Annotated in this window: 18 protein-coding genes; 3 read left to right on the top strand and 15 right to left on the bottom strand. The window is 70.3% G+C overall.

Annotated elements, in window-relative coordinates:
• Positions 1–159 precede the first annotated feature (159 nt).
• From HNQ01_RS22390 to HNQ01_RS09165, 14 genes are all read right to left on the bottom strand, one after another.
• Entirely contained in the window at positions 160–294 is a 135-nt protein-coding gene (locus HNQ01_RS22390) for a hypothetical protein (RefSeq protein ID WP_286180626.1), read from the bottom strand.
• A gap of 41 nt (positions 295–335) precedes the next feature.
• The gene (locus tag HNQ01_RS09225) at positions 336–1,037 is read right to left on the bottom strand and encodes an ABC transporter ATP-binding protein (RefSeq protein WP_173805075.1); all 702 of its coding nucleotides are present in this window, start codon (positions 1,035–1,037) and stop codon (positions 336–338) included.
• A 53-nt stretch (positions 1,038–1,090) separates the two neighbouring features.
• Positions 1,091–1,888, bottom strand: a complete 798-nt coding sequence (locus HNQ01_RS09220; protein ID WP_173805074.1) for an ABC transporter ATP-binding protein — start codon at positions 1,886–1,888, stop codon at positions 1,091–1,093.
• Positions 1,885–3,261, bottom strand: a complete 1,377-nt coding sequence (locus HNQ01_RS09215) for a branched-chain amino acid ABC transporter permease (RefSeq protein ID WP_434801495.1) — start codon at positions 3,259–3,261, stop codon at positions 1,885–1,887. The genes HNQ01_RS09220 and HNQ01_RS09215 overlap by 4 nt, the downstream gene beginning before the upstream one ends.
• Before the next feature lies 1 nt (position 3,262).
• Positions 3,263–4,240, bottom strand: coding sequence for a branched-chain amino acid ABC transporter permease (locus HNQ01_RS09210; RefSeq protein WP_217427475.1), 978 nt, complete (start codon positions 4,238–4,240; stop codon positions 3,263–3,265).
• A 216-nt stretch (positions 4,241–4,456) separates the two neighbouring features.
• Positions 4,457–5,725: a branched-chain amino acid ABC transporter substrate-binding protein gene (locus HNQ01_RS09205; RefSeq protein ID WP_173805071.1), complete on the bottom strand. Its 1,269-nt coding sequence runs from the start codon at positions 5,723–5,725 to the stop codon at positions 4,457–4,459.
• 146 nt (positions 5,726–5,871) lie between these two features.
• Entirely contained in the window at positions 5,872–6,819 is a 948-nt protein-coding gene (locus HNQ01_RS09200; protein WP_286180625.1) for an alpha/beta hydrolase, read from the bottom strand.
• Positions 6,820–6,828: 9 nt separating this feature from the next.
• Positions 6,829–7,932 carry a patatin-like phospholipase family protein gene (locus HNQ01_RS09195; RefSeq protein ID WP_173805070.1) on the bottom strand — a complete coding sequence of 368 codons (1,104 nt, stop codon included), beginning with the start codon at positions 7,930–7,932 and terminating at the stop codon, positions 6,829–6,831.
• Positions 7,933–7,951: 19 nt separating this feature from the next.
• Positions 7,952–8,518, bottom strand: coding sequence for a superoxide dismutase family protein (locus HNQ01_RS09190; RefSeq protein WP_434801493.1), 567 nt, complete (start codon positions 8,516–8,518; stop codon positions 7,952–7,954).
• A gap of 73 nt (positions 8,519–8,591) precedes the next feature.
• Positions 8,592–10,955, bottom strand: a complete 2,364-nt coding sequence (locus HNQ01_RS09185) for a Tex family protein (RefSeq protein ID WP_217427464.1) — start codon at positions 10,953–10,955, stop codon at positions 8,592–8,594.
• Positions 10,956–11,046: 91 nt separating this feature from the next.
• Positions 11,047–12,033, bottom strand: a complete 987-nt coding sequence (locus HNQ01_RS09180; RefSeq protein ID WP_173805068.1) for a 2-hydroxyacid dehydrogenase — start codon at positions 12,031–12,033, stop codon at positions 11,047–11,049.
• A gap of 54 nt (positions 12,034–12,087) precedes the next feature.
• Positions 12,088–13,515, bottom strand: a complete 1,428-nt coding sequence (locus HNQ01_RS09175) for a sodium:proton antiporter (RefSeq protein WP_173805067.1) — start codon at positions 13,513–13,515, stop codon at positions 12,088–12,090.
• 125 nt (positions 13,516–13,640) lie between these two features.
• Positions 13,641–14,339 (bottom strand): nitroreductase, encoded by a 699-nt coding sequence (locus HNQ01_RS09170; RefSeq protein ID WP_173805066.1) that lies wholly within the window; start codon positions 14,337–14,339, stop codon positions 13,641–13,643.
• 122 nt (positions 14,340–14,461) lie between these two features.
• Entirely contained in the window at positions 14,462–15,397 is a 936-nt protein-coding gene (locus HNQ01_RS09165) for a histone deacetylase family protein (protein ID WP_173805065.1), read from the bottom strand.
• 235 nt (positions 15,398–15,632) lie between these two features.
• On the opposite strand from HNQ01_RS09165, the gene HNQ01_RS09160 reads away from it, so the two are divergent.
• Entirely contained in the window at positions 15,633–16,181 is a 549-nt protein-coding gene (locus HNQ01_RS09160) for a phasin family protein (protein ID WP_173805064.1), read from the top strand.
• Positions 16,182–16,414: 233 nt separating this feature from the next.
• Here HNQ01_RS09160 and HNQ01_RS09155 read toward each other — a convergent pair whose 3' ends face one another.
• Positions 16,415–17,122 carry a Crp/Fnr family transcriptional regulator gene (locus HNQ01_RS09155; RefSeq protein WP_173805063.1) on the bottom strand — a complete coding sequence of 236 codons (708 nt, stop codon included), beginning with the start codon at positions 17,120–17,122 and terminating at the stop codon, positions 16,415–16,417.
• 114 nt (positions 17,123–17,236) lie between these two features.
• On the opposite strand from HNQ01_RS09155, the gene HNQ01_RS09150 reads away from it, so the two are divergent.
• Positions 17,237–17,824, top strand: a complete 588-nt coding sequence (locus HNQ01_RS09150; RefSeq protein WP_217427463.1) for a GbsR/MarR family transcriptional regulator — start codon at positions 17,237–17,239, stop codon at positions 17,822–17,824.
• Between the two features lie 214 nt (positions 17,825–18,038).
• Positions 18,039–18,560: a TIGR01841 family phasin gene (gene phaP, locus HNQ01_RS09145; protein ID WP_217427462.1), complete on the top strand. Its 522-nt coding sequence runs from the start codon at positions 18,039–18,041 to the stop codon at positions 18,558–18,560.
• Positions 18,561–18,562 lie beyond the last annotated feature (2 nt).

The raw sequence follows: 18,562 nt of genomic DNA, 5'->3' as shown, positions 1-18,562 counted from the left end.
CCAGTTCGTCGTGCGGTACTTCGTCCGCTTCTTCTTGGCTTCGCTCACCGCGTCAGTCTACGAGCGCTCGGACGCTCGCTTTGTGCAACAGAGCCGTTCCGCTGCACTCATTTCTTGATACTTCGCATCAAATGATAAGCGCAATATGGGCTGTCGATTTCAATGGCTGCGGCGCAATTGGAAATTCACAGCAATCTGCTGTAATTCATAACCCGTTTGCGCTGAATCCAATTCAAACAGGATTCCTTCCGTCTGATGAAGAATTTCGTGCAGTTGAATTTGACGAGAATACATGGAAAATTTCCATTGTTTGATTGGAAAACCATCGTATTCCGTCACACCTCCAGCCACTCCCGCCTCACCCCCGCATTGGCGCGCAGCTCCGCCGGCGTGCCCTCGAAGACGATGCAGCCGTGGCCCATCAGCAGGCAGCGCTGCGAGACTTCCAGCGCGATGGTGAGCTTCTGCTCGACCAGCAGCACCGCGACGCCGCGGCGCTGCAGTTCGCGCAGGTAGTCGGCCACCAGTTCGACGATCTTGGGCGCCAGGCCCTCGGTGGGCTCGTCGATCATGATCAGGTCGGGGTCGCCCATCAGCGTGCGGCACAGCGTCAGCATCTGCTGCTCGCCGCCGGAGAGCACGCCGGCCTCGGTGTGCTGGCGCTCCTTCAGCCGCGGGAACATCGCGTACATGTCGTCGAGCTGCCAGCGCACGCCGGGCGTGCCGCCGGCCTTCTTCTGGCCGAGCAGCAGGTTCTGGTGCACGGTGAGCCGGGGGAAGATGTCGCGGCTCTCGGGCACGTAGCCCAGGCCGTGGTGCGCGATCTGGTGCGCCTTCAGCCCGAGCAGCTCGCGGCCGCCCCAGCGCACCGAGCCGCTACCCTCGACCAGGCCCATGACGGCCTTGACGGTGGTGGAGCGCCCCGAGCCGTTGCGCCCGAGCAGCGCGACGATCTCGCCGGGCGCGATGCGCATCGTCACGCCGTGCAGGACGTGGCTCTTGCCGTAGTAGGCGTGGAGGTTGTCGATTTCCAGCATGGGGGGATGAGCGGGGGGTGGGTTCCCGCCTTCGCGGGAATGACGGCAGGTGGTCAGTGGCCCTGGGCGAGCACGGAGCCGAGGTAGGCTTCCTGCACCCGCGGGTCGGCGCGCACGCGCTCGGGCGTGTCGAAGGCGATGACCTCGCCGTAGACCAGCACCGCGATGCGGTCGGCCAGGCCGAAGACCACGCCCATGTCGTGCTCGACGGTCAGCAGCGTGCGGCCTTCGGTGACCTCGCGGATCAGGCCGATGAAGCGCGCGGTCTCGCTGCGGCTCATGCCGGCGGTCGGCTCGTCGAGCAGGATCACGCGCGCGCCGCCGGCGATCGTCAGGCCGATCTCGAGCGCGCGCTGCTCGGCGTAGGTCAGGTTCATCGCCAGCACGTCGCGGCGGCGCTCCAGGCCCAGGCGCGCCAGCAGCGCCTCGGCGCGTGCATTGGTGCCGCCCAGGTCGGCGAGGAACTTCCAGAAGGCGTAGCGGTGGCCCTCGCTCCAGAGCATCGCGCAGCGCAGGTTCTCGAACACGCTCAGCTTCGGGAACAGGTTGCTGACCTGGAAGCTGCGCGCCAGGCCGCGGCGGTTGATCTCGTGCGGCGCGCGGCCGTCGATGCGCTCGCCGAACAGGCGGATCTGCCCGGCCGAGGGCGCCAGCCGGCCGCTGATCAGGTTGAACAGCGTCGACTTGCCGGCGCCGTTGGGGCCGATGATCGCCACCCGCTCGCCCGGACGCACCTGCAGCCGCGCGCCGCGGATGATCTCGGTGCGCCCGAAGGACTTGCGAAGGTCCTCGATCTCGAGGGCGAAGCCCGTGGCCGGGGCGTGCCGGGGCGTGTCGCTCGTGTCGCTCATGTCGCGGTCTCCCGGCGGCGGATGTCCTTCTCGATCGCTTCCTGCGTCTCGTCCCACTGGCGGCGGAACTGGCGCCGCGCCAGCTCGAACAGGCCCGCGCCGGTCAGCAGCACCAGCACGGCGCCGGTCCAGGCGTCCGGCGAGGCGCTGTCGAGCGTCAGGCCGAGAAAGCGCAGCTCGCTGCCCATCGCCGCGTCGAGCTGGCGGTGGTAGAGCATCTCGATCATCGCGGCCAGCCCCGCCAGCCCCGCCAGCGCCGCCAGCGCGGTGCCGGCCAGGCCGATCCAGGCGGCACGCAGCGGCCGGAGCCGCCCGAAGGCCGCCACCCGCAGGTTCATCATGATCAGGCTGGCCAGACCGCCGGGCGCGCTCGTGACCATGAACATGAAGACCAGCCCGAGGTAGAGCAGCCAGGCGCGGGTCCATTCGGACAGCAGCACCAGCGCGATCACCATCAGCACCGCGCCCAGGATCGGCCCGAAGAAGAAGGTCGCGCCGCCGAGAAAGACGAACAGCAGGTAGGCGCCGGAGCGGTGCGCGCTGACCACCTCGGCGGTGACGATCTCGAAGTTCAGCGCGCCCAGGCCGCCGCCGACGCCGGCGAAGAAGCCCGCGACCATGAAGGCCAGCCAGCGGATGTGGCGCGCGCTGTAGCCGACGAACTCGACCCGCTCGGCGTTGTCGCGCACCGCGTTGAGCATGCGCCCCAGCGGCGTGCGGGTGAAGGCGAACATCAGCGCGGTGCAGACGAAGCAGTACAGCGCGATCAGGTAGTAGAGCTGGATCTGCGGCCCGAAGGTGATGCCCAGCACCGGCGCGCCGACGACGCGGTTCGACGAGATGCCGCCCTCGCCGCCGAAGAACTCCGGCAGCATCAGCGACATCGACCACACCAGCTCGCCCAGCCCCAGCGTGATCATCGCGAAGGTGGTGCCGGACTTGCGGGTGCTGGCCAGCCCGAACAGCGCCGCGCAGGCCAGGCCGCCGAGCCCGCCCACCAGCGGCACCAGGCTGACCGGCAGCGCCAGGGTGCCGGCGCCGACCTGGTTGAGCGTGTGGATGGCCGCGTAGGCGCCCAGGCCGCTGTAGACCGCGTGGCCGAAGCTGAGCATGCCGCCCTGGCCGAGCAGCAGGTTGTAGGACAGGCAGACGATGATCGCGATGCCCATCTGCGACAGCATCGTCAGCGCGAAGCTGCTGCGCCACAGCAGCGGCGCGAGCAGCAGCACCAGCGCGAAGCCGCCCCAGGTCAGCCAGCGGCCGAGGTTCCAGGGCCGGAAGCGGAAGCTGCGCGGCGGGCGCGAGGGGCTCGCCGACGGACGGGCCGGGCGGTCGGAGGAACGGGTGCGAGGCAGGGACACGACGGCCATGATGTCAGCTCTCCCGGGTGCCGAGCAGGCCGCGCGGGCGCAGGATCAGCATCAGCACCAGCAGCAGATAGGGCAGGATCGGCGCGGCCTGCGCCAGCGTGATGCGCAGCAGCGGCCAGCCGGGCGAGTCCGGGCCGATGCCCGCGCCCAGCAGCCGGTTCAGCAGCGTCGCCAGCGAGGCGTCGATGGTCAGCGGCAGCGTCTGCAGCAGCCCGACCAGGATGGAGCCGGCAAAGGCGCCGGCCAGCGAGCCGATGCCGCCGACCACCACCACCACGAAGATGATCGAGCCGACCACCGCCGCCATCGACGGCTCGGTGACGAAGGTGATGCCGCCGATCACCCCGGCCAGGCCGGCGAGCGCGCAGCCGCTGCCGAAGACCAGCATGAACACCCGCGGCACGTCGTGGCCGAGCGCCTCGGCCATCTCCGGATGCGTCAGCGCGGCCTGGATCACCAGGCCGATGCGGGTGCGCGTCAGCAGCAGCCACAGCGCCACGAGCATCAGCAGCGCCACCGCCATCATGAAGGCGCGCGTCAGCGGAAAGCGCGAGCAGGCCACCTGCACGCCCTCGGCGGCGCGGCACATCGCCTCGGGCGCGGCGCCCCAGACCAGCGAGAGCCCGTCGCGCGAGGACTGCACCAGCGTGAAGGCCGGCCCCTGCAGCTGCTGCGGCGGCGCGAACGGCACCGAGCTGCGGCCCCACACCAGCTGCACCAGCTCCAGGATCACGTAGGACAGCCCGAAGGTGATCAGCAGCTCGGGCACATGACCGTGATGGTGCACCCGGCGCAGCACGCCGCGCTCGAACAGCGCGCCCAGCCCGCCCACCGCCAGCGGCGCGAGCACCAGCGCCGGCCAGAAGCCGACCGCGCCGGAGATCATGAAGGCGATGTAGGCGCCCAGCATGTAGAAGCTGGCGTGGGCGAAGTTCAGCACGCCCATCATGCTGAAGATCAGCGTCAGGCCCGAGCTGAGCATGAACAGCAGCAGGCCGGAGCTCAGGCCGTTCAGGAGGTTGATGAGGATCTGGTCCACGTTGGGTCCACGGTGCGAGGGGGTGTTGCGTGCCAGGGATCATCGCGCAGGCGCGGCGTGGGCCCTCGCCTTCGCGAGGGTGACGGCATCCTTCGTGTGACGGCGCCCTGCTCCGTCATCCCCGCGCAGGCGGGGATCCACGCCGGGCACCGCCGGCCTTCACCCCGGCCGCTTCATCTGGCACGAGGTCGGCGTGCTGGCCACGTAGGCCTCGTAGGTGGCCACCGGCGCGAGCGTGTAGCCGGTGTTCTCCGGCGAGTACGGGAACTTCGCGTCGGCCTTCTGCCAGCGGGTGACGAAGAGCGTCTGCTGCAGCTGGTGGTCGGTGCGGCGCATCTCGACCTCGCCGTTGAAGCTCTTCGTCTTCAGCCCCTCCAGCGCCGCGGCCACCTTCACCGGGTCGGTCGACTTCGCCTTGGCCATCGCCTCGCCGAGCAGCGTGTAGATGTGGATGACGCTGCCGGTGTAGAAGTCGGCGTTGAACTTCTTCTGGAACTCGTCGCGCCACTTCATCATCTGGCCCGGCAGGTGATAGTGGTTGTAGGAGACCTGGAAGACGCGGCCGTCGCCCTGCCCGCCCAGCGCGGTGGGCGTGCCGGTCACGCCGGTGTAGTAGGTGTAGAACTTCGCCGTCAGGCCCGCCTCGTTGGCGGCCTTCAGCAGCAGCGACAGGTCCGAGCCCCAGTTGCCGGTGATGACGGTGTCGGCGCCGCTGGCCTTGATCTTGGCCACGTACGGCGCGAAGTCGCGCACCTGCGCCAGCGGGTGCAGGTCCTCGCCGACGAACTGCACGTCCGGGCGCTTGCGGCCCAGGATCTCCTTGGCGTACTTGGCGACCTGGTGGCCGTGCGCGTAGTTCTGGTTCAGCAGGAAGACCTTCTGGATGTCCTTCTGGTCCTTCATGAAGCTGGTCAGCGCCTCCATCTTCATGGAGGTGTCGGCGTCCATGCGGAAGTGCCAGTAGCTGCACTTGCCGTTGGTCAGGTCGGGGTCCACCGCCGAGTGGTTCAGGTAGACGACCTCCTTGCCGGGGTTGCGCTCGTTGTGCTTGTTGATCGCGTCGATCAGCGCGGCCGCCGCGCCCGAGCCGTTGCCCTGGGTCACGTAGCGGATGCCCTGGTCGATCGCGGCCTTGAGCTGCGTGAGCGACTCGGCCGGGCTGAGCTTGTTGTCGAAGGGCACGACCTCGAACTTCACGCCGGCCGGATTGCCCGCGCCGCTGAACTTCTCGGCGAAGAAGCGGAAGCTGTTGACCTGGTTCTGTCCGACCGGCGCCATCAGACCCGACAGCGGATCGATCCAGGCGATCTTCACCGTCTCGCCCTGCTGCGCATGCGCGCCGGGCGCGAGCAGGGCCAGCGCAAGCAGCGCGGCCCCTCCGGGAAGGACAGAGGAAGCGGATGAGCAAGAAGCGGGGCTGCGGACCATCTCGTCGTCTCCTTTCATGTCGCCGGTCGGGCCGGTCTGGAAGTGAAAGGATGGTGGGGCCGCGGCGCCGGCGCCGTGTGAGGGATGACCACTATCGGCTGTCGCCGCCGGGACAAGCCCGCCAGCCCGCCCGGTCCGGCCTGCGCTCAGCCGCCCGCGAAGGCCTGGCGCAGCGCCGCGCCCAGCGCCTGCTGCGCCCGCCGTGCCTCGGGAATCGCCCGGCCCATCTTGATGAAGTCGTGCGTGACGCCGCGCCAGATCTCCAGATCGACCGCCACGCCCGCCAGCCGCAGCCGGTCGCCGTAGGCCACGCCCTCGTCGACCAGCGGATCGCACTCGGCCAGGCCGATCCACGCCGGCGCCACGCCCTCCAGATCGTCCGCCTCCAGCGGCGCGAAGCGCCAGTCGCTGCGCTGCGCGCGGTCGATGTACTGGTCGAAGAACCAGTCGATGCCGGCCTTCTCGAGCAGGAAGCCCTCGGCGTAGACCGCGTGCGAGGCGGTGTCGGCGTGGGCGGTGGTGCCCGGCGTGATCAGCGCCTGCAGCGCGAGCTTCAGGCCGGCGTCGCGCGCCAGGATCGCCACCACCGCCGCCAGCGTGCCGCCGGCGCTGTCGCCGCCGACTGCCAGCCGGGTGCCGTCCAGACCCAGCGCCGCCGCGCCCGGCCCGGCCAGCCACTGCAGCCCGGCCCAGGCATCGTCCACCGCGGTCGGAAAGCGGTGCTCGGGCGCGAGCCGGTAGTCCAGCGCCACCACCGCCGCGCCGCTGTGCAGCGCGATCTGGCGGCACAGGCTGTCGTGCGTCTCCAGGCTGCCCACCGTGAAGCCGCCGCCGTGCAGGTAGAGCAGCACCGGCAGCCCGGTCTCGGTCGACGCGGCATAGAGCCGCGCCGCACGTGCCACGCCCGGTGCCACAGGAACATGCAGGTCCTCGACCCGCGCCAGCGGCGCGCGCGGCAGGTCCAGGATCTCGGCCGAGGCGTCGTAGTGGCGGCGCGCGTCGGCGGCGTCCATCAGGTGCATCGGCGTGCGGTTGGCGCGGCGGATGCGCTGCAGCAGGTCGCGCATCGCCGGGGTCAGGCGGTGAAAGGGCATGTCTGGGTGTCAGGGAGAGTCGGATTCCAGCGCCTCGACCCGGTCGGCCGGGCAGCCGTCGTCGAGCCATTGCGCGAACTCGTCGGCCAGGCGCCGGCTTTCGCCCACCGCGGTGCGCCAGGCGCACATGCGGCCGGCGACATCGTCGCGCCAGGCCTTGAAGTCCTGCCGGTCGGGCAGCTTCGCGCCGGGCAGCGTCGCGATCCAGGCGAGGCTCGGCGCCAGCACGATGACATTGTCCAGCGCCGGCGTCGGCCGGTGGCGCCAGCGCAGCGCCTTGTCCAGCCAGCCCGGCACCAGCCGCGACTGGAAATGCGGATAGAGCACCAGCCCGGCCGAGTCCGGCTGCGCGGCGATCTGCTGCCAGGGCCAGTGCAGGTGGTAGTCGGTGATGCCGCCGTCCCAGTAGGCGCCGCGCGGCGCGCCCTCGATGTCGTGCACCGCCTCGAGCCAGAACGGGATCGAGCCCGAGCCGATGATGCTCGGCTGCAGATTGGCCGGCGTCAGCGCCACCCGGCGCGTGGGCAGGTCGGACAGCGTCAGCGGCAGCGCCTCGCGCGGGTCCGAGAACACCACCCGCTCCAGCCACAGCCCGAGCGCGCGCCGGTGCAGCAGATTGCAGCCGAAGGCGGCCAGATAGCCCGCATGCGTGATCCCGGGTCGCTCGCGCCGCAGCAGGTGGCGGCCGCGGCTGGTCAGCACATGCAGCCGCAGCCGCGGGTGCGCCAGCAGCTCCGCCTGACGCCCGCCGAGCTGCGCCTCGAGCAGCAGGGCAAAGCGCTGGCTGATGTGGTGCGCCGACTGGCGCTCGCCGGTCGGCGGCGCGTAGCTCTCGGCGATGTAGTCCTCGGCCAGCCGCGCCAGCGCCGCATCCGCATCGGGCAGACAGGCGCAGGCCAGCCGCCACGCGCCGATGCTCGCCCCGGCCAGATGCACGCTCGGTCCCGGCCCGGTCAGCCAGTGGCCGAACAGGAAGCGGTCGAGCGGATTGAGGATCAGCCCCTTCGGGCCGCCCGCCGCGGCAGGAACGGCCCGGATGTCGGTCGCGCGCAGGCCGTGACGCGCCACATGCGCCCGGGCCCGCGGGCCGGCGAGGATTCTCAGCGCGGGCACGATCCGCCAGCCCCTGCGCTCAGTGCCCGCCCTGCGCGATCACGCCGCAGGCGATGCGGGCGCCCGAGTTGCCGGTCGGCTGCGTCTTGTAGTCGTCCGGGCCGGCGTGGACGATCAGGCCCTTGCCGATCAGGCTGGTCGGACCGTCCTTCAGCGTGACGCCGCTCAGGTGGAAGACGATGTCGGCGTTGCCGCTGGCGTCGGCCTTCAGCGCGGGCATGTCGCCGGCGTGGTGGTCGGCGTCCTGCGGGCCGTGCGGCTTGGCGGTCGGGTTGAAGTGGCCACCGGTGCCCATGCCGTCGCCGCTGGAGCAGTCGCCCTTCTCGTGCACATGGAAGCCGTGCTCGGCGCCCGGCTTCAGGCCGCTGACCTTGGCGTGGACCATCACATGGTCGCCGTGCTCATGGAACATCACCATGCCGCTGACGGCGTTGCCGCGGGTGGGTTCGAGCTTGGCCATGGCCATCGGGCCGTCGCCATGCCCTGCGTGGCTGCCATGACCGCCATGGCCCATCATGCCGGCGCAGCCGCCCAGCGCGAGGGTGGCGGCCGCCACGGCGATCAGCTTCGGAAGAGAGGAACGCATCATTCGAGGTCTCCAGGCAGGTTGAGGATCTTTCATCCTAAGCCCTGCCCGGAGGCTGCGCATCCCCGCGCGATCAACGCCCGGACTTCAGCTTCGCGAAGGCGGCGGCCATCGCGTTCTGCGAGGCGGGCGCCGGCGCCCCCCGACCGCCCTGCCCGCCGCGCTGCGGCTGCTCGCCCCGACCGGCCGGGCGGAAGCGGTTGTCGGCGCCCCGCTCGGCGCCGCCGCCCTTCTGGGCCGGCGCGTCGAGCTTCATCGTCAGCGAGATGCGCTTGCGCGCCACGTCGACCTCGATCACCCGCACCTTGACGATGTCGCCGGTGCGCACCACCTCGCGCGCGTCGCTGACGAACTTGTTGGAGAGCTGGCTGACATGCACCAGCCCGTCCTGGTGCACGCCCAGGTCGACGAAGGCGCCGAACTGCGCGACGTTGCTGACCGTGCCCTCCAGGACCATGCCTTCCTTCAGGTCCTTGATGTCCTCGACGCCGTCGTTGAAGCGCGCGACCTTGAAGTCGGGGCGCGGATCGCGCCCGGGCTTGTCCAGCTCGGCCAGGATGTCGCGCACCGTGATCGCGCCGAACTTCTCGTCGGCGAAGGCTTCGGGCTTCAGGCTTTTGAGCACGTCGCTGCGGCCCATCAGCTCGCCGATCGGGCGGTTGACCGCCTTGAGCATCTTCTCGACCACCGGATAGGTCTCGGGGTGCACGCCGGTGATGTCGAGCGGGTTGTCGCCGTCGCGGATGCGCAGGAAGCCGGCGGCCTGCTCGAAGGTCTTCGGCCCCAGGCCGGTGACATCGAGCAGCTGGCGGCGGTTGCTGAAGGCGCCGTGGGCGTCGCGCCAGCGCACCACGCTGGCCGCCACCGACGCGCTCAGGCCCGACACCCGCGACAAGAGCGGCGCCGACGCGGTGTTCAGGTCCACGCCGACCGAGTTCACGCAGTCCTCGACCACCGCGTCGAGCGTGCGCGCCAGCTCGCCCTGGTTGACGTCGTGCTGGTACTGGCCGACGCCGATGCTCTTCGGGTCGATCTTGACCAGCTCGGCCAGCGGATCCTGCAGCCGCCGCGCGATCGACACCGCGCCGCGCAGGCTGACATCCAGATCGGGCAGCTCCTTCGACGCGAATTCCGACGCCGAGTAGACCGAGGCGCCCGCCTCCGACACCACCACCTTCTCGATGGCACGGTCGGGCGCGAGCTGCTGCAGCCGCTTGATCAGGTCGCCGGCCAGGCGGTCGGTCTCGCGGCTGGCGGTGCCGTTGCCGATGGCGATCAGGTTCACGCCGTGCGCGGCGCAGAGCTTGGCCAGCGTGTGCAGCGCGCCTTCCCAGTCACGGCGCGGCTCGTGCGGGTAGACGGTCGAGGTGTCGAGCACCCGGCCGGTGTCGCTCACCACCGCGACCTTCACGCCGGTGCGGATGCCCGGGTCCAGCCCCATCACCACCCGCTTGCCGGCCGGCGCGGCCAGCAGCAGGTCGCGCAGGTTCTCGCCGAAGACCTTGATCGCGGTCGCCTCGGCCGCCTCGCGCAGCCGGGTGAACAGGTCGCGCTCCAGGCTCAGACTCAGCTTGACCTTCCAGGTCCAGGCGATCGTCTTGCGGATCAGGTCGTCGCTGGGGCGCTTGGCGTGGCTCCAGCCCAGGTGGACCGCGATGCGCCCTTCGGCGATCGTCGGCTGGCCCGGCACGACCTCCTCGTCGACGACGAGCTTGACGTCGAGCAGATCGAGCGTGCGCCCGCGGAACACCGCCAGCGCGCGGTGCGACGGCACCCGGCCGATCGGCTCGTCGTAGTCGAAGTAGTCGCGGAACTTGGCGGTGTCGGGGTGGTTGGCGTCCTTGCCGTCGAGCAGCTTGGAGCGCAGCAGGCCCTCGCCCCACAGCCATTCGCGCAGCAGGCCGACCAGCGCGGCGTCCTCGGCCCAGCGCTCGCTCAGGAGGTCGCGCACGCCGTCGAGCACCGCCAGCGCGTCGGCGAAGCCGGCCTCGGCGTTGATGAAGGCGGCCGCCTCGGCCTTGGGATCGAGCGTCGGGTCGGCGAAGAGCCTGTCGGCCAGCGGCTCCAGGCCGGCCTCGCGGGCGATCATGCCCTTGGTGCGACGCCTGGGCTTGTAGGGCAGGTAGAGGTCTTCCAGCTCCTGCTTGGTCGGCGCGGCCAGCACGGCGGCGCGCAGCTCGGGCGTGAGCTTGCCCTGCTCGTCGATGCTCTTGAGGATGGCGTCGCGCCGGCTCTCCAGCTCGCGCAGGTAGGCCAGGCGGCTTTCCAGCTCGCGCAGCTGGACATCGTCCAGGCCGCCGGTGGCTTCCTTGCGGTAGCGGGCGATGAAGGGGACGGTGGCGCCGCCGTCGAGCAGCTCGATGGCCGTCTGCACCTGGGCCGGGCGGACCTGCAGTTCCGCGGCGATCTGCTGGAGGATCTTCTGGGCGTGTTCCAAACCGGGGGACGCCGCAAGGGCGTGGCAGTTGCGGGAGGCGGCGGAGTTTGCCACAGACCCCGCGCGACTCCGCCCTGTACCGTGCCGGCCCTCAGCCGCGCATCTCCGGCACCGGCGTCATGGCGCCCTGACCGGTCGCCAGCAGGCCGATCAGGTTGTCGGCGGCCAGGTTGGCCATCGCGCGGCGGGTGGGCTCGCTGGCGCTGGCGATGTGCGGCGTGAGCACGGTGTTGGGCAGGTCCAGCAGCGCCGGGTGCACCGCCGGCTCGCCCTCGAACACGTCCAGGCCGGCCGCGCCGATGTGGCCCGAGCGCAGCGCCATCGCCAGCGCGGCGTCGTCCACCACGCCGCCGCGCGCGATGTTGACCAGCACCGCGCCACGCTTCATGCGCGCGAGCTGGGCCGCGCCGATCACATGGTGGGTCGCCGGGCTGTAGGGCACGACGATGATCAGGTGGTCGCTGCGCTCGAGCAGGGCGTCGAGCTCGACCCGCTCGGCCCCGCCCAGCGCGGCCTCGGTGTCCTGCGGCAGGCGCGAGCGGTTGTGGTAGATCACCTTCATGCCGAAGCCCAGCGCGCCGCGTCGGGCGATGGCCTGGCCGATGCGGCCCATGCCGAGGATGCCCAGCGTCGCGCCATGCACGTCGGCGCCGGCCATGAAGTCGACCGACCATTTCGTCCATTCGCCGCGGCGCAGCAGCCGCTCGGCCTCGCCGACGCGGCGCGCGGCCGCCAGCAGCAGCGCGAAGCCGAAGTCGGCGGTGGTCTCGGTCAGCACGTCGGGCGCGTGGGTCACCATCACGCCGCGCGCCTGGCAGGCGGCCACGTCGATGTTGTTGTAGCCCACCGCCATCGAGCAGACCGCGCGCAGCTCCGGGCAGGCCGCCAGCAGCGCCGCGTCGATCGGCTCGGCGGTGGTGACGAAGGCGCCGGCCTTGCCCTGCAGCCGCGCGATCAGCTCGTCGCGGCTCCAGACGGCGTCGGCCTCGTTGGTCTGCACCTCGAAATGCTCGCGCAGGCGCGCGACGACCTCGGGAAAGACGCGGCGGGTGATCAGCAGGGCTGGGCGTTGCTTCATGGCGTGGACGGTGTGGCGTGGACGACGGGCTCCGCGTGATGCGGCGTGATGCGCTCAGCGGAACCAGATGAAGGACATCAGCACGAACAGGGGCACCAGAATGCCCACGCTCCAGGCCATGTAGCCGAAGAAGCTGGGCATCTTCACGCCGCGATCTTCGGCGATCGCCTTGACCATCAGGTTGGGCGCGTTGCCGATGTAGCTGTTGGCGCCCATGAAGACCGAGCCGGCCGAGATCGCCGCCAGCACCGGCGCCAGCGTCGTCATCAGGGTCTGCGGATCGCCCCCGGCCAGGTTGAAGAAGACCAGGTAGGTCGGCGCGTTGTCCAGGAAGGACGACAGCAGGCCGGAGGCCCAGAAGTACATCACCGGCAGCGGCTGGCCGTCCGGCCCGGTAACGGCGCGCACCACGGCCGCGAAGGCGCCCTGCTCGCCCGCCTTGAGCATCGCCAGCACCGGCGCGATCGTCAGGAAGATGCCGGCGAAGAGCTTGGCCACCTCCTGCATCGGCGCCCAGTTGAACTGGTTGGCATGGCGCGCCGCCTGCGGCGTCAGCTGCACCGACAGCAGCGTCACGACCAGCAGGCCGGCATCGCGCGCGAGCTGCTCCAGGCCCAGATGCACGCCGGCCACGTCCAGGCCGGCGCCCGGCTTCCACAGGCCGCTCATCAGCACCAGCGCGACCACCGCGCCCAGCAGCGCCAGGTTGATGCCGCCCTCGACGCCGAAGCGGTGATCGTCCGGCGTCGGATCGGCGCGGGTCACGCCCTCGCGGCGGTAGATCACCGTGTCGACGGCCAGGAAGATCGCCAGCAGCGCGCCGATCAGGAACAGCGTTTCCGCGAAGACATGCGACAGCGTCCAGAAGAAGTCCACGCCCTTCAGGAAGCCCAGGAAGAGCGGCGGATCGCCCAGCGGCGTCAGCGAGCCGCCGGCATTGCTGACGATGAAGATGAAGAAGACGAAGACATGCGCGTTGTGGCGGCGGTTGTCGTTGGCGCGGATCAGCGGGCGGATCATCAGCATCGACGCGCCGGTGGTGCCCATGACGCTCGCCAGCACCGCGCCGATCAGCATCAGCAGCGCGTTGAAGCCCGGGCTGCCGTGGAAGTTGCCGCGGACGTGGATGCCCCCGGCCACGGTGTAGAGCGCCGTCAGCAGGATGATGAAGGGGATGTACTCGGCCACCAGCGCGTGCACCAGCGTCACGCCGGCCAGGCCCGGCCCGAAGACCGCCGCGAACGGCAGCAGGAAGGCCAGCGCCCAGCCCGCGGCGATCTTGCCGTAGTGGTGATGCCAGACCGAGGGCACGATCAGCGGACATAGCGCGATCGAAAGCAGCAGCCCGGCGAAGGGCACCGCCCAGGCCGAGGACAGCGCCGCGCCGTCGATCTCGGCGGCATGGCAGAGGCCCGGCAGCAGGGCCGCCAGGACGGACAGGAGCAGGCGCGGGACGCCGCGCGGCAGGGACGGAGGGCGCATGGTGGAATCGGATCCGAGGTCGCGGTGGCGCGCGATCGTAACGGTTCCACGCCTGCGGTCCGATCGGCTTCGTCCCCTACGTGTTGTTGCCGAGCCGCGGCGCCCGGCGCCTCATGCCCGGCGTCTCATTCGTGGAAGCGCGTGAACTCGGCCACCGGCGCACGCTCGGTCACCAGGCGGTTCTCGATCGCGTCCGGATCGGCCCGGCCCAGCGCCATGCCGCAGACCACCATCTCGCCCGCGTCCAGGCCGAGCTCCTCGGCGATCAGGCGGTGGTAGGGCGTGAAGGCGGCCTGCGCGCAGGTGTCGAGGCCGCGCCCGCGCGCGGCGATCATGATGTTCTCGAGGAACATGCCGTAGTCCAGCCACGAGCCCTGCGCCATCACCCGGTCGATGGTGAAGATCAGGCCGACCGGCGCGTCGAAGAAGGCGTAGTTGCGGCCGTGCTGTGCGTGCATGCGCGCCTTGTCGGTCCTGGCGATGTCGAGCAGACCGTAGAGATCCCAGCCGACCTTGCGGCGGCGGTCGATGTAGGGCGAGACCCACTGCGAGGGGTAGTAAGCGTATTCCTCGGTGTGCGGGCCGCTGGCCTGCGGGTCGTCGTGCGCGGCCAGCAGCCGCTCGCACAGGCGCTGGCGCGCCGCGCCGGTCAGCACATGCACCTTCCACGGCTGGGTGTTGGTGCCCGACGGAGCCCGCGCAGCCACCTGCAGGATGGCCTCGATCGTCTCGCGCGGCACCGGCTCGGGCAGGAAGGCACGGATCGAGCGGCGCGAGGTGATGGCCTGGTCGACCGCGGCGCGGCGTTCGTCGTCGGTGAGCATCGGGAACGGTCCTTTCCTGGATTCATTGAGGAAAACTCAGGATGCATCATTGACGCACCGCAGCATCATGGACAACTGGGGTTTGCAGGAATGGTCGAAGCCCGTTCCGAGGAAGGCTCAGATCAGACGGCTTGCCCGGTCTCCCAGGCCTGGAGCGCGGCGCGAAAGGTGCCCATCTGCACCTCGACCGTCTCGGCGATCACATGGCCGTAGCCGCCGCCCATCGTCAGCACCACCGGAATGCCGCGCTCGCGGCAGGCGGTGAAGACGCGGCGGTCGCGCTCGGCCAGGCCGGCGGCGCTGATCTTCAGCCGACCGAGCCGGTCGCCCTCGAACGGATCGGCACCGGCCTGGTAGAGCACCAGGCCCGGCGGCGTGTCGCCGTGCGCCTGCCACATCGCCTCCAGCGCGCGGTCGAGCGCCTCCAGGTAGGGCGCGTCGGTGCAGCCGTCGGGCAGGTCGATGTCGAGGCAGGAGGGCACCTTGCGGAAAGGGTAGTTCTTCTCGCCGTGCATCGACAGCGTCCAGACGCTGGCGTCGCCCCGGAAGATCGCCGCGGTGCCGTTGCCCTGGTGCACGTCCAGGTCGACCACCGCCACCCGCAGCGGCTGGCGCGGATGCTGGCGCAGCCACTCGGCCTGCATCAGCCGGGCGGTCACGGCCAGATCGTTGAAGACGCAGTAGCCGCCGCCGGCGTCCGCGCTGGCGTGGTGCGTGCCACCGGCGAGGTTGGCGGCGATGCCCTCGGCGAAGGCCGCGCGGGCGGCCTGGATCGTCGCGCCGACCGAGCGCCGGGCGCGCTCGGCCATCATCGGCGTCCAGGGAAATCCGATCTCGCGCTGCGCGGCGGCCGGCAGCGTGCCGTGGAAGATGCCGTCGATGTAGGCCGGCGCATGCGCCAGGGCCAGCTCGCCGCGGCTGGCGGGCAGTGCCTCGGCCAGCCGCACCTGCGGCAGCTCGGCGGCGATGCGGTCGCGAAGCAGGCGGTACTTCTCCATCGGGAAGCGGTGCCCGGCGGGCAGCGGCAGCACGAAGTGGTCGGCATAGAAGGCTTGCATGGGGCCGGATTGTCAGGTCTGTCACGCCCGGGTGTCGCTCGCGGGCTGATGCGGGTCATGACGGCATGTTGTCCGACTTGTCATCCGGCGCGCCTGCCTCTACAGTGCGCCGCAATCCGGCAGGATGCTGCACAGCAGCATGCCGGCGCCCTTCCCCCTCGCCCCCTCCATTCACATTTGCCCGTCCCTCGGCGCATGGACATGCGCCGCGACGGGCCTGACGGAGCGCATTGCCATGTTGACCCCCGAGCAGCTGGTTGCCGCGAACAAGGCCGGCCTCGACGCCCTCGTCGAGCTGACCCGCAAGAGCTTCGAAGGCATCGAGAAACTGGTCGAGCTGAACCTGCGCATGGTGCGGGTGACGCTCGGTGACGGCGCCGTGCAGGCGCGCGCGCTGATGACCGCGTCCGATGCCGCCTCGCTGGCCTCGGCCCAGGCCGGGCTGGTGCAGCCGGCCGCGGAGAAGGCCGGCGCCTACAGCCGCGAGCTCTGCGAGATCGCCGTCAGCACACAGCGCGAGGTCAACCGCCTGGTCGAGGCCCAGCTCGCCGCGGCGCAGCAGCGCATCCTGGCGATGGTCGACACCGCCGTGAAGAACGCGCCGGCCGATCCGGCCGATTCCGCCGAGGTGGTGCGCACCGCGGTCACTGCCGCCAGCAGCGCGATGGAGATCGTCCAGAAGGCCGCGCGCGAGGCGGTGGACCACACCGGCGCGCAGGTCGAGGCGATCATGAGCCCGCAGCACGACGAACGGCCGGCACGCCGCCGCGCGGCCGCCGCCTGATCCAGCTCAAGCCGACCGGACCCGGCGGCCCGGAAAATTCACCGCATCGGCCATTGAACTTTCCTGGAGCGGACCCATCTACCGATGGCACGCTTCCTCTCCGGGAACGTGCGACTGGTTGTCTCCTCGGTACCTCCAGGAACATGCGAACATGATCCAGGTACCTTCACTCCCGGTGGATCCGTCTCCACCGGGTTTTTTTTGTCCGCATGGCGCTGCCCGGGCGCCGGGGATCAGGCCTCGTCGCGGGTGCGGCTGCGCGTCATGCCACGCGGCATCTCGCCGGCGACATAGACCAGCTGCGCGCTCAGCCGCACCCGGCGGCCGGCCTCGCGGCTGATCAGGCCGGTGCGGCGCATGCTCGAGATCACCCGCGAGACCGTCTCGGGCGCGATGTCGGTCAGCGCGGCCATGTCCGACAGGCGCGGCAGCTCGCAGCTCATGCGGTCGTCCTCGGCGCCGACCGGGGCCTGCAGCGAGCGCAGCGGCCCGTAGGTCGCCCGACCGGCCAGCAGCAGCAGCAGCGCGCGGATGCGCTCCGGCGCCGGGCCATAGCGCAGGCGGCCGAGCTGGGCGGCATGCTCCTGGCGCACGATCAGCCGGTTGACCAGCAGCTCGCGCCAGGCCGAGTCCGGCATCGGGCCCAGCGGCGCGATGATCGTCTCGACGATCGCCCGGCCGAAGGTCGACTGCGGGCGCCCGTGCAGCTGCTCCAGGCCCAGCAGGTCGCCGGGCAGCGCGAGCAGCACCGTGCTGTCGTCGGCGGTCGGGTGATCGATGCGCACCGCACCGTCGACCACCAGGAAGGGCGTGACGAAGCGACCCGGGCGGAAGATCAGCGCGCCGCGTGCATGACGCTCGTGCGCCGGCGCGACCGCCTCGCGCAGAGCGCCTTCGACCGCCGGAGCGGGGGCCAGATCCAGAGCGTCGATCAGGTTCATCGTAGACTAGCGGAATACCCTAATCCGTCAATTCTAGCTTCCGTGACTTCAGAAATTTCTGAAATTCAGGTACACAATTGATGGGAATCAACCCATTCCTTGACGGATCGTGACATGTCTGCGCTGATGAGCCCGCTGGTCCGCAGCTTCGTTTCCCACTTCGGCGAGATGGGCAGCCGCTGGGGCATCAACCGCACCGTCGGCCAGATCTACGCGCTGATCTACGTCTCGCAGCGCCCGCTCAACGCCGACGACATCACCGAGGCGCTGCAGATCAGCCGCTCCAACGTCAGCATGAGCCTGAAGGAGCTGCAGTCCTGGCGCCTGGTGCAGCTGCGCCACCTGCCCGGCGACCGGCGCGACTATTTCGAGGCGCCGGCCGACACCTGGGAGATCTTCCGCCGCCTGGCCGAGGAGCGCCGCCGCCGCGAGGTCGAGCCGACGCTGACGATGCTGCGCAACGCGATGCTGGAGGTGCCGACCTGCGAGGAGGACCGCCACGCGCAGGAGCGCATGCGCGGCATGCACGAGCTGATCGACATGCTCAGCACCTGGTTCGACGAAGTGCAGCACCTCGATCCGCGCACGCTGTCGCAGCTGATGCGCATGGGATCGCGCGTGGGCCGGCTGCTCGAGATGGGCTCGGCGCTGCGCGCCCTGCCCGGCCTGTCGTCCAGCGAGACCGACCGGGACCGCGACTGACCCGAACCGGTACCGGCTCCATCGTGATGAAAGTTCAATTAGGGTTTGCAACCTAATGATGTTGCAGCGCAGCATCGATGCTTGAAATCGTCGCTGCCGCTCCTATACTGGAGTCATGCTGCAGCGCAACAAAGCGCGATGCGGCAAACCATGAGGCCAGCTTCGGCCCGCTCCGGTTTCCGACCGACTCATCACGACCAAGGAATCGCTCATCATGATCAACACCGAACAGTTCACCGCTGCTGGCAAGGCCAACCTGGACGCCGCCGTCGAGATCGGCCAGAAGGCCTTCGGTGGCGTCGAGAAGCTGGTCGAGCTGAACCTGCAAGTCACCCGCGCCGCGCTCGACGAGTCGGCCGCCCACGCCAAGGCGCTGCTGGCCGTCAAGGATCCGCAGGAACTGCTGGCCCTGCAGTCGGGCGCGCTGCAGCCGGCCGCCGAGAAGGCCACCGCCTACGGCCGTCAGGTCTATGAAATCGCCACCTCCACCCAGGCCGACATCAGCAAGCTGCTGGAAGCCCAGGTCGCCTCGGCCCAGGAGAAGTTCCAGGGCTTCGTCGAATCGGCGATGAAGAACGCCCCGGCCGGCAGCGAGAACGCCGTCGCGATGATGAAGCAGGCGATGAGCGCCACCACCGCCGTCGTCGAAAGCGCCCAGAAGGCCGCCAAGCAGGCCGTCAGCACTGCCGAAGCGAACATCCAGTCGATCACCAAGGCTGCCTCCAAGGCGGCCTGAGA

Source organism: Sphaerotilus uruguayifluvii (assembly GCF_013294065.1).
Lineage (GTDB): Bacteria > Pseudomonadota > Gammaproteobacteria > Burkholderiales > Burkholderiaceae_C > Sphaerotilus > Sphaerotilus uruguayifluvii.
The sequence above is the reverse complement of the archived record's forward strand: the minus strand, read 5'-3'. Positions and strand labels throughout refer to the sequence as shown.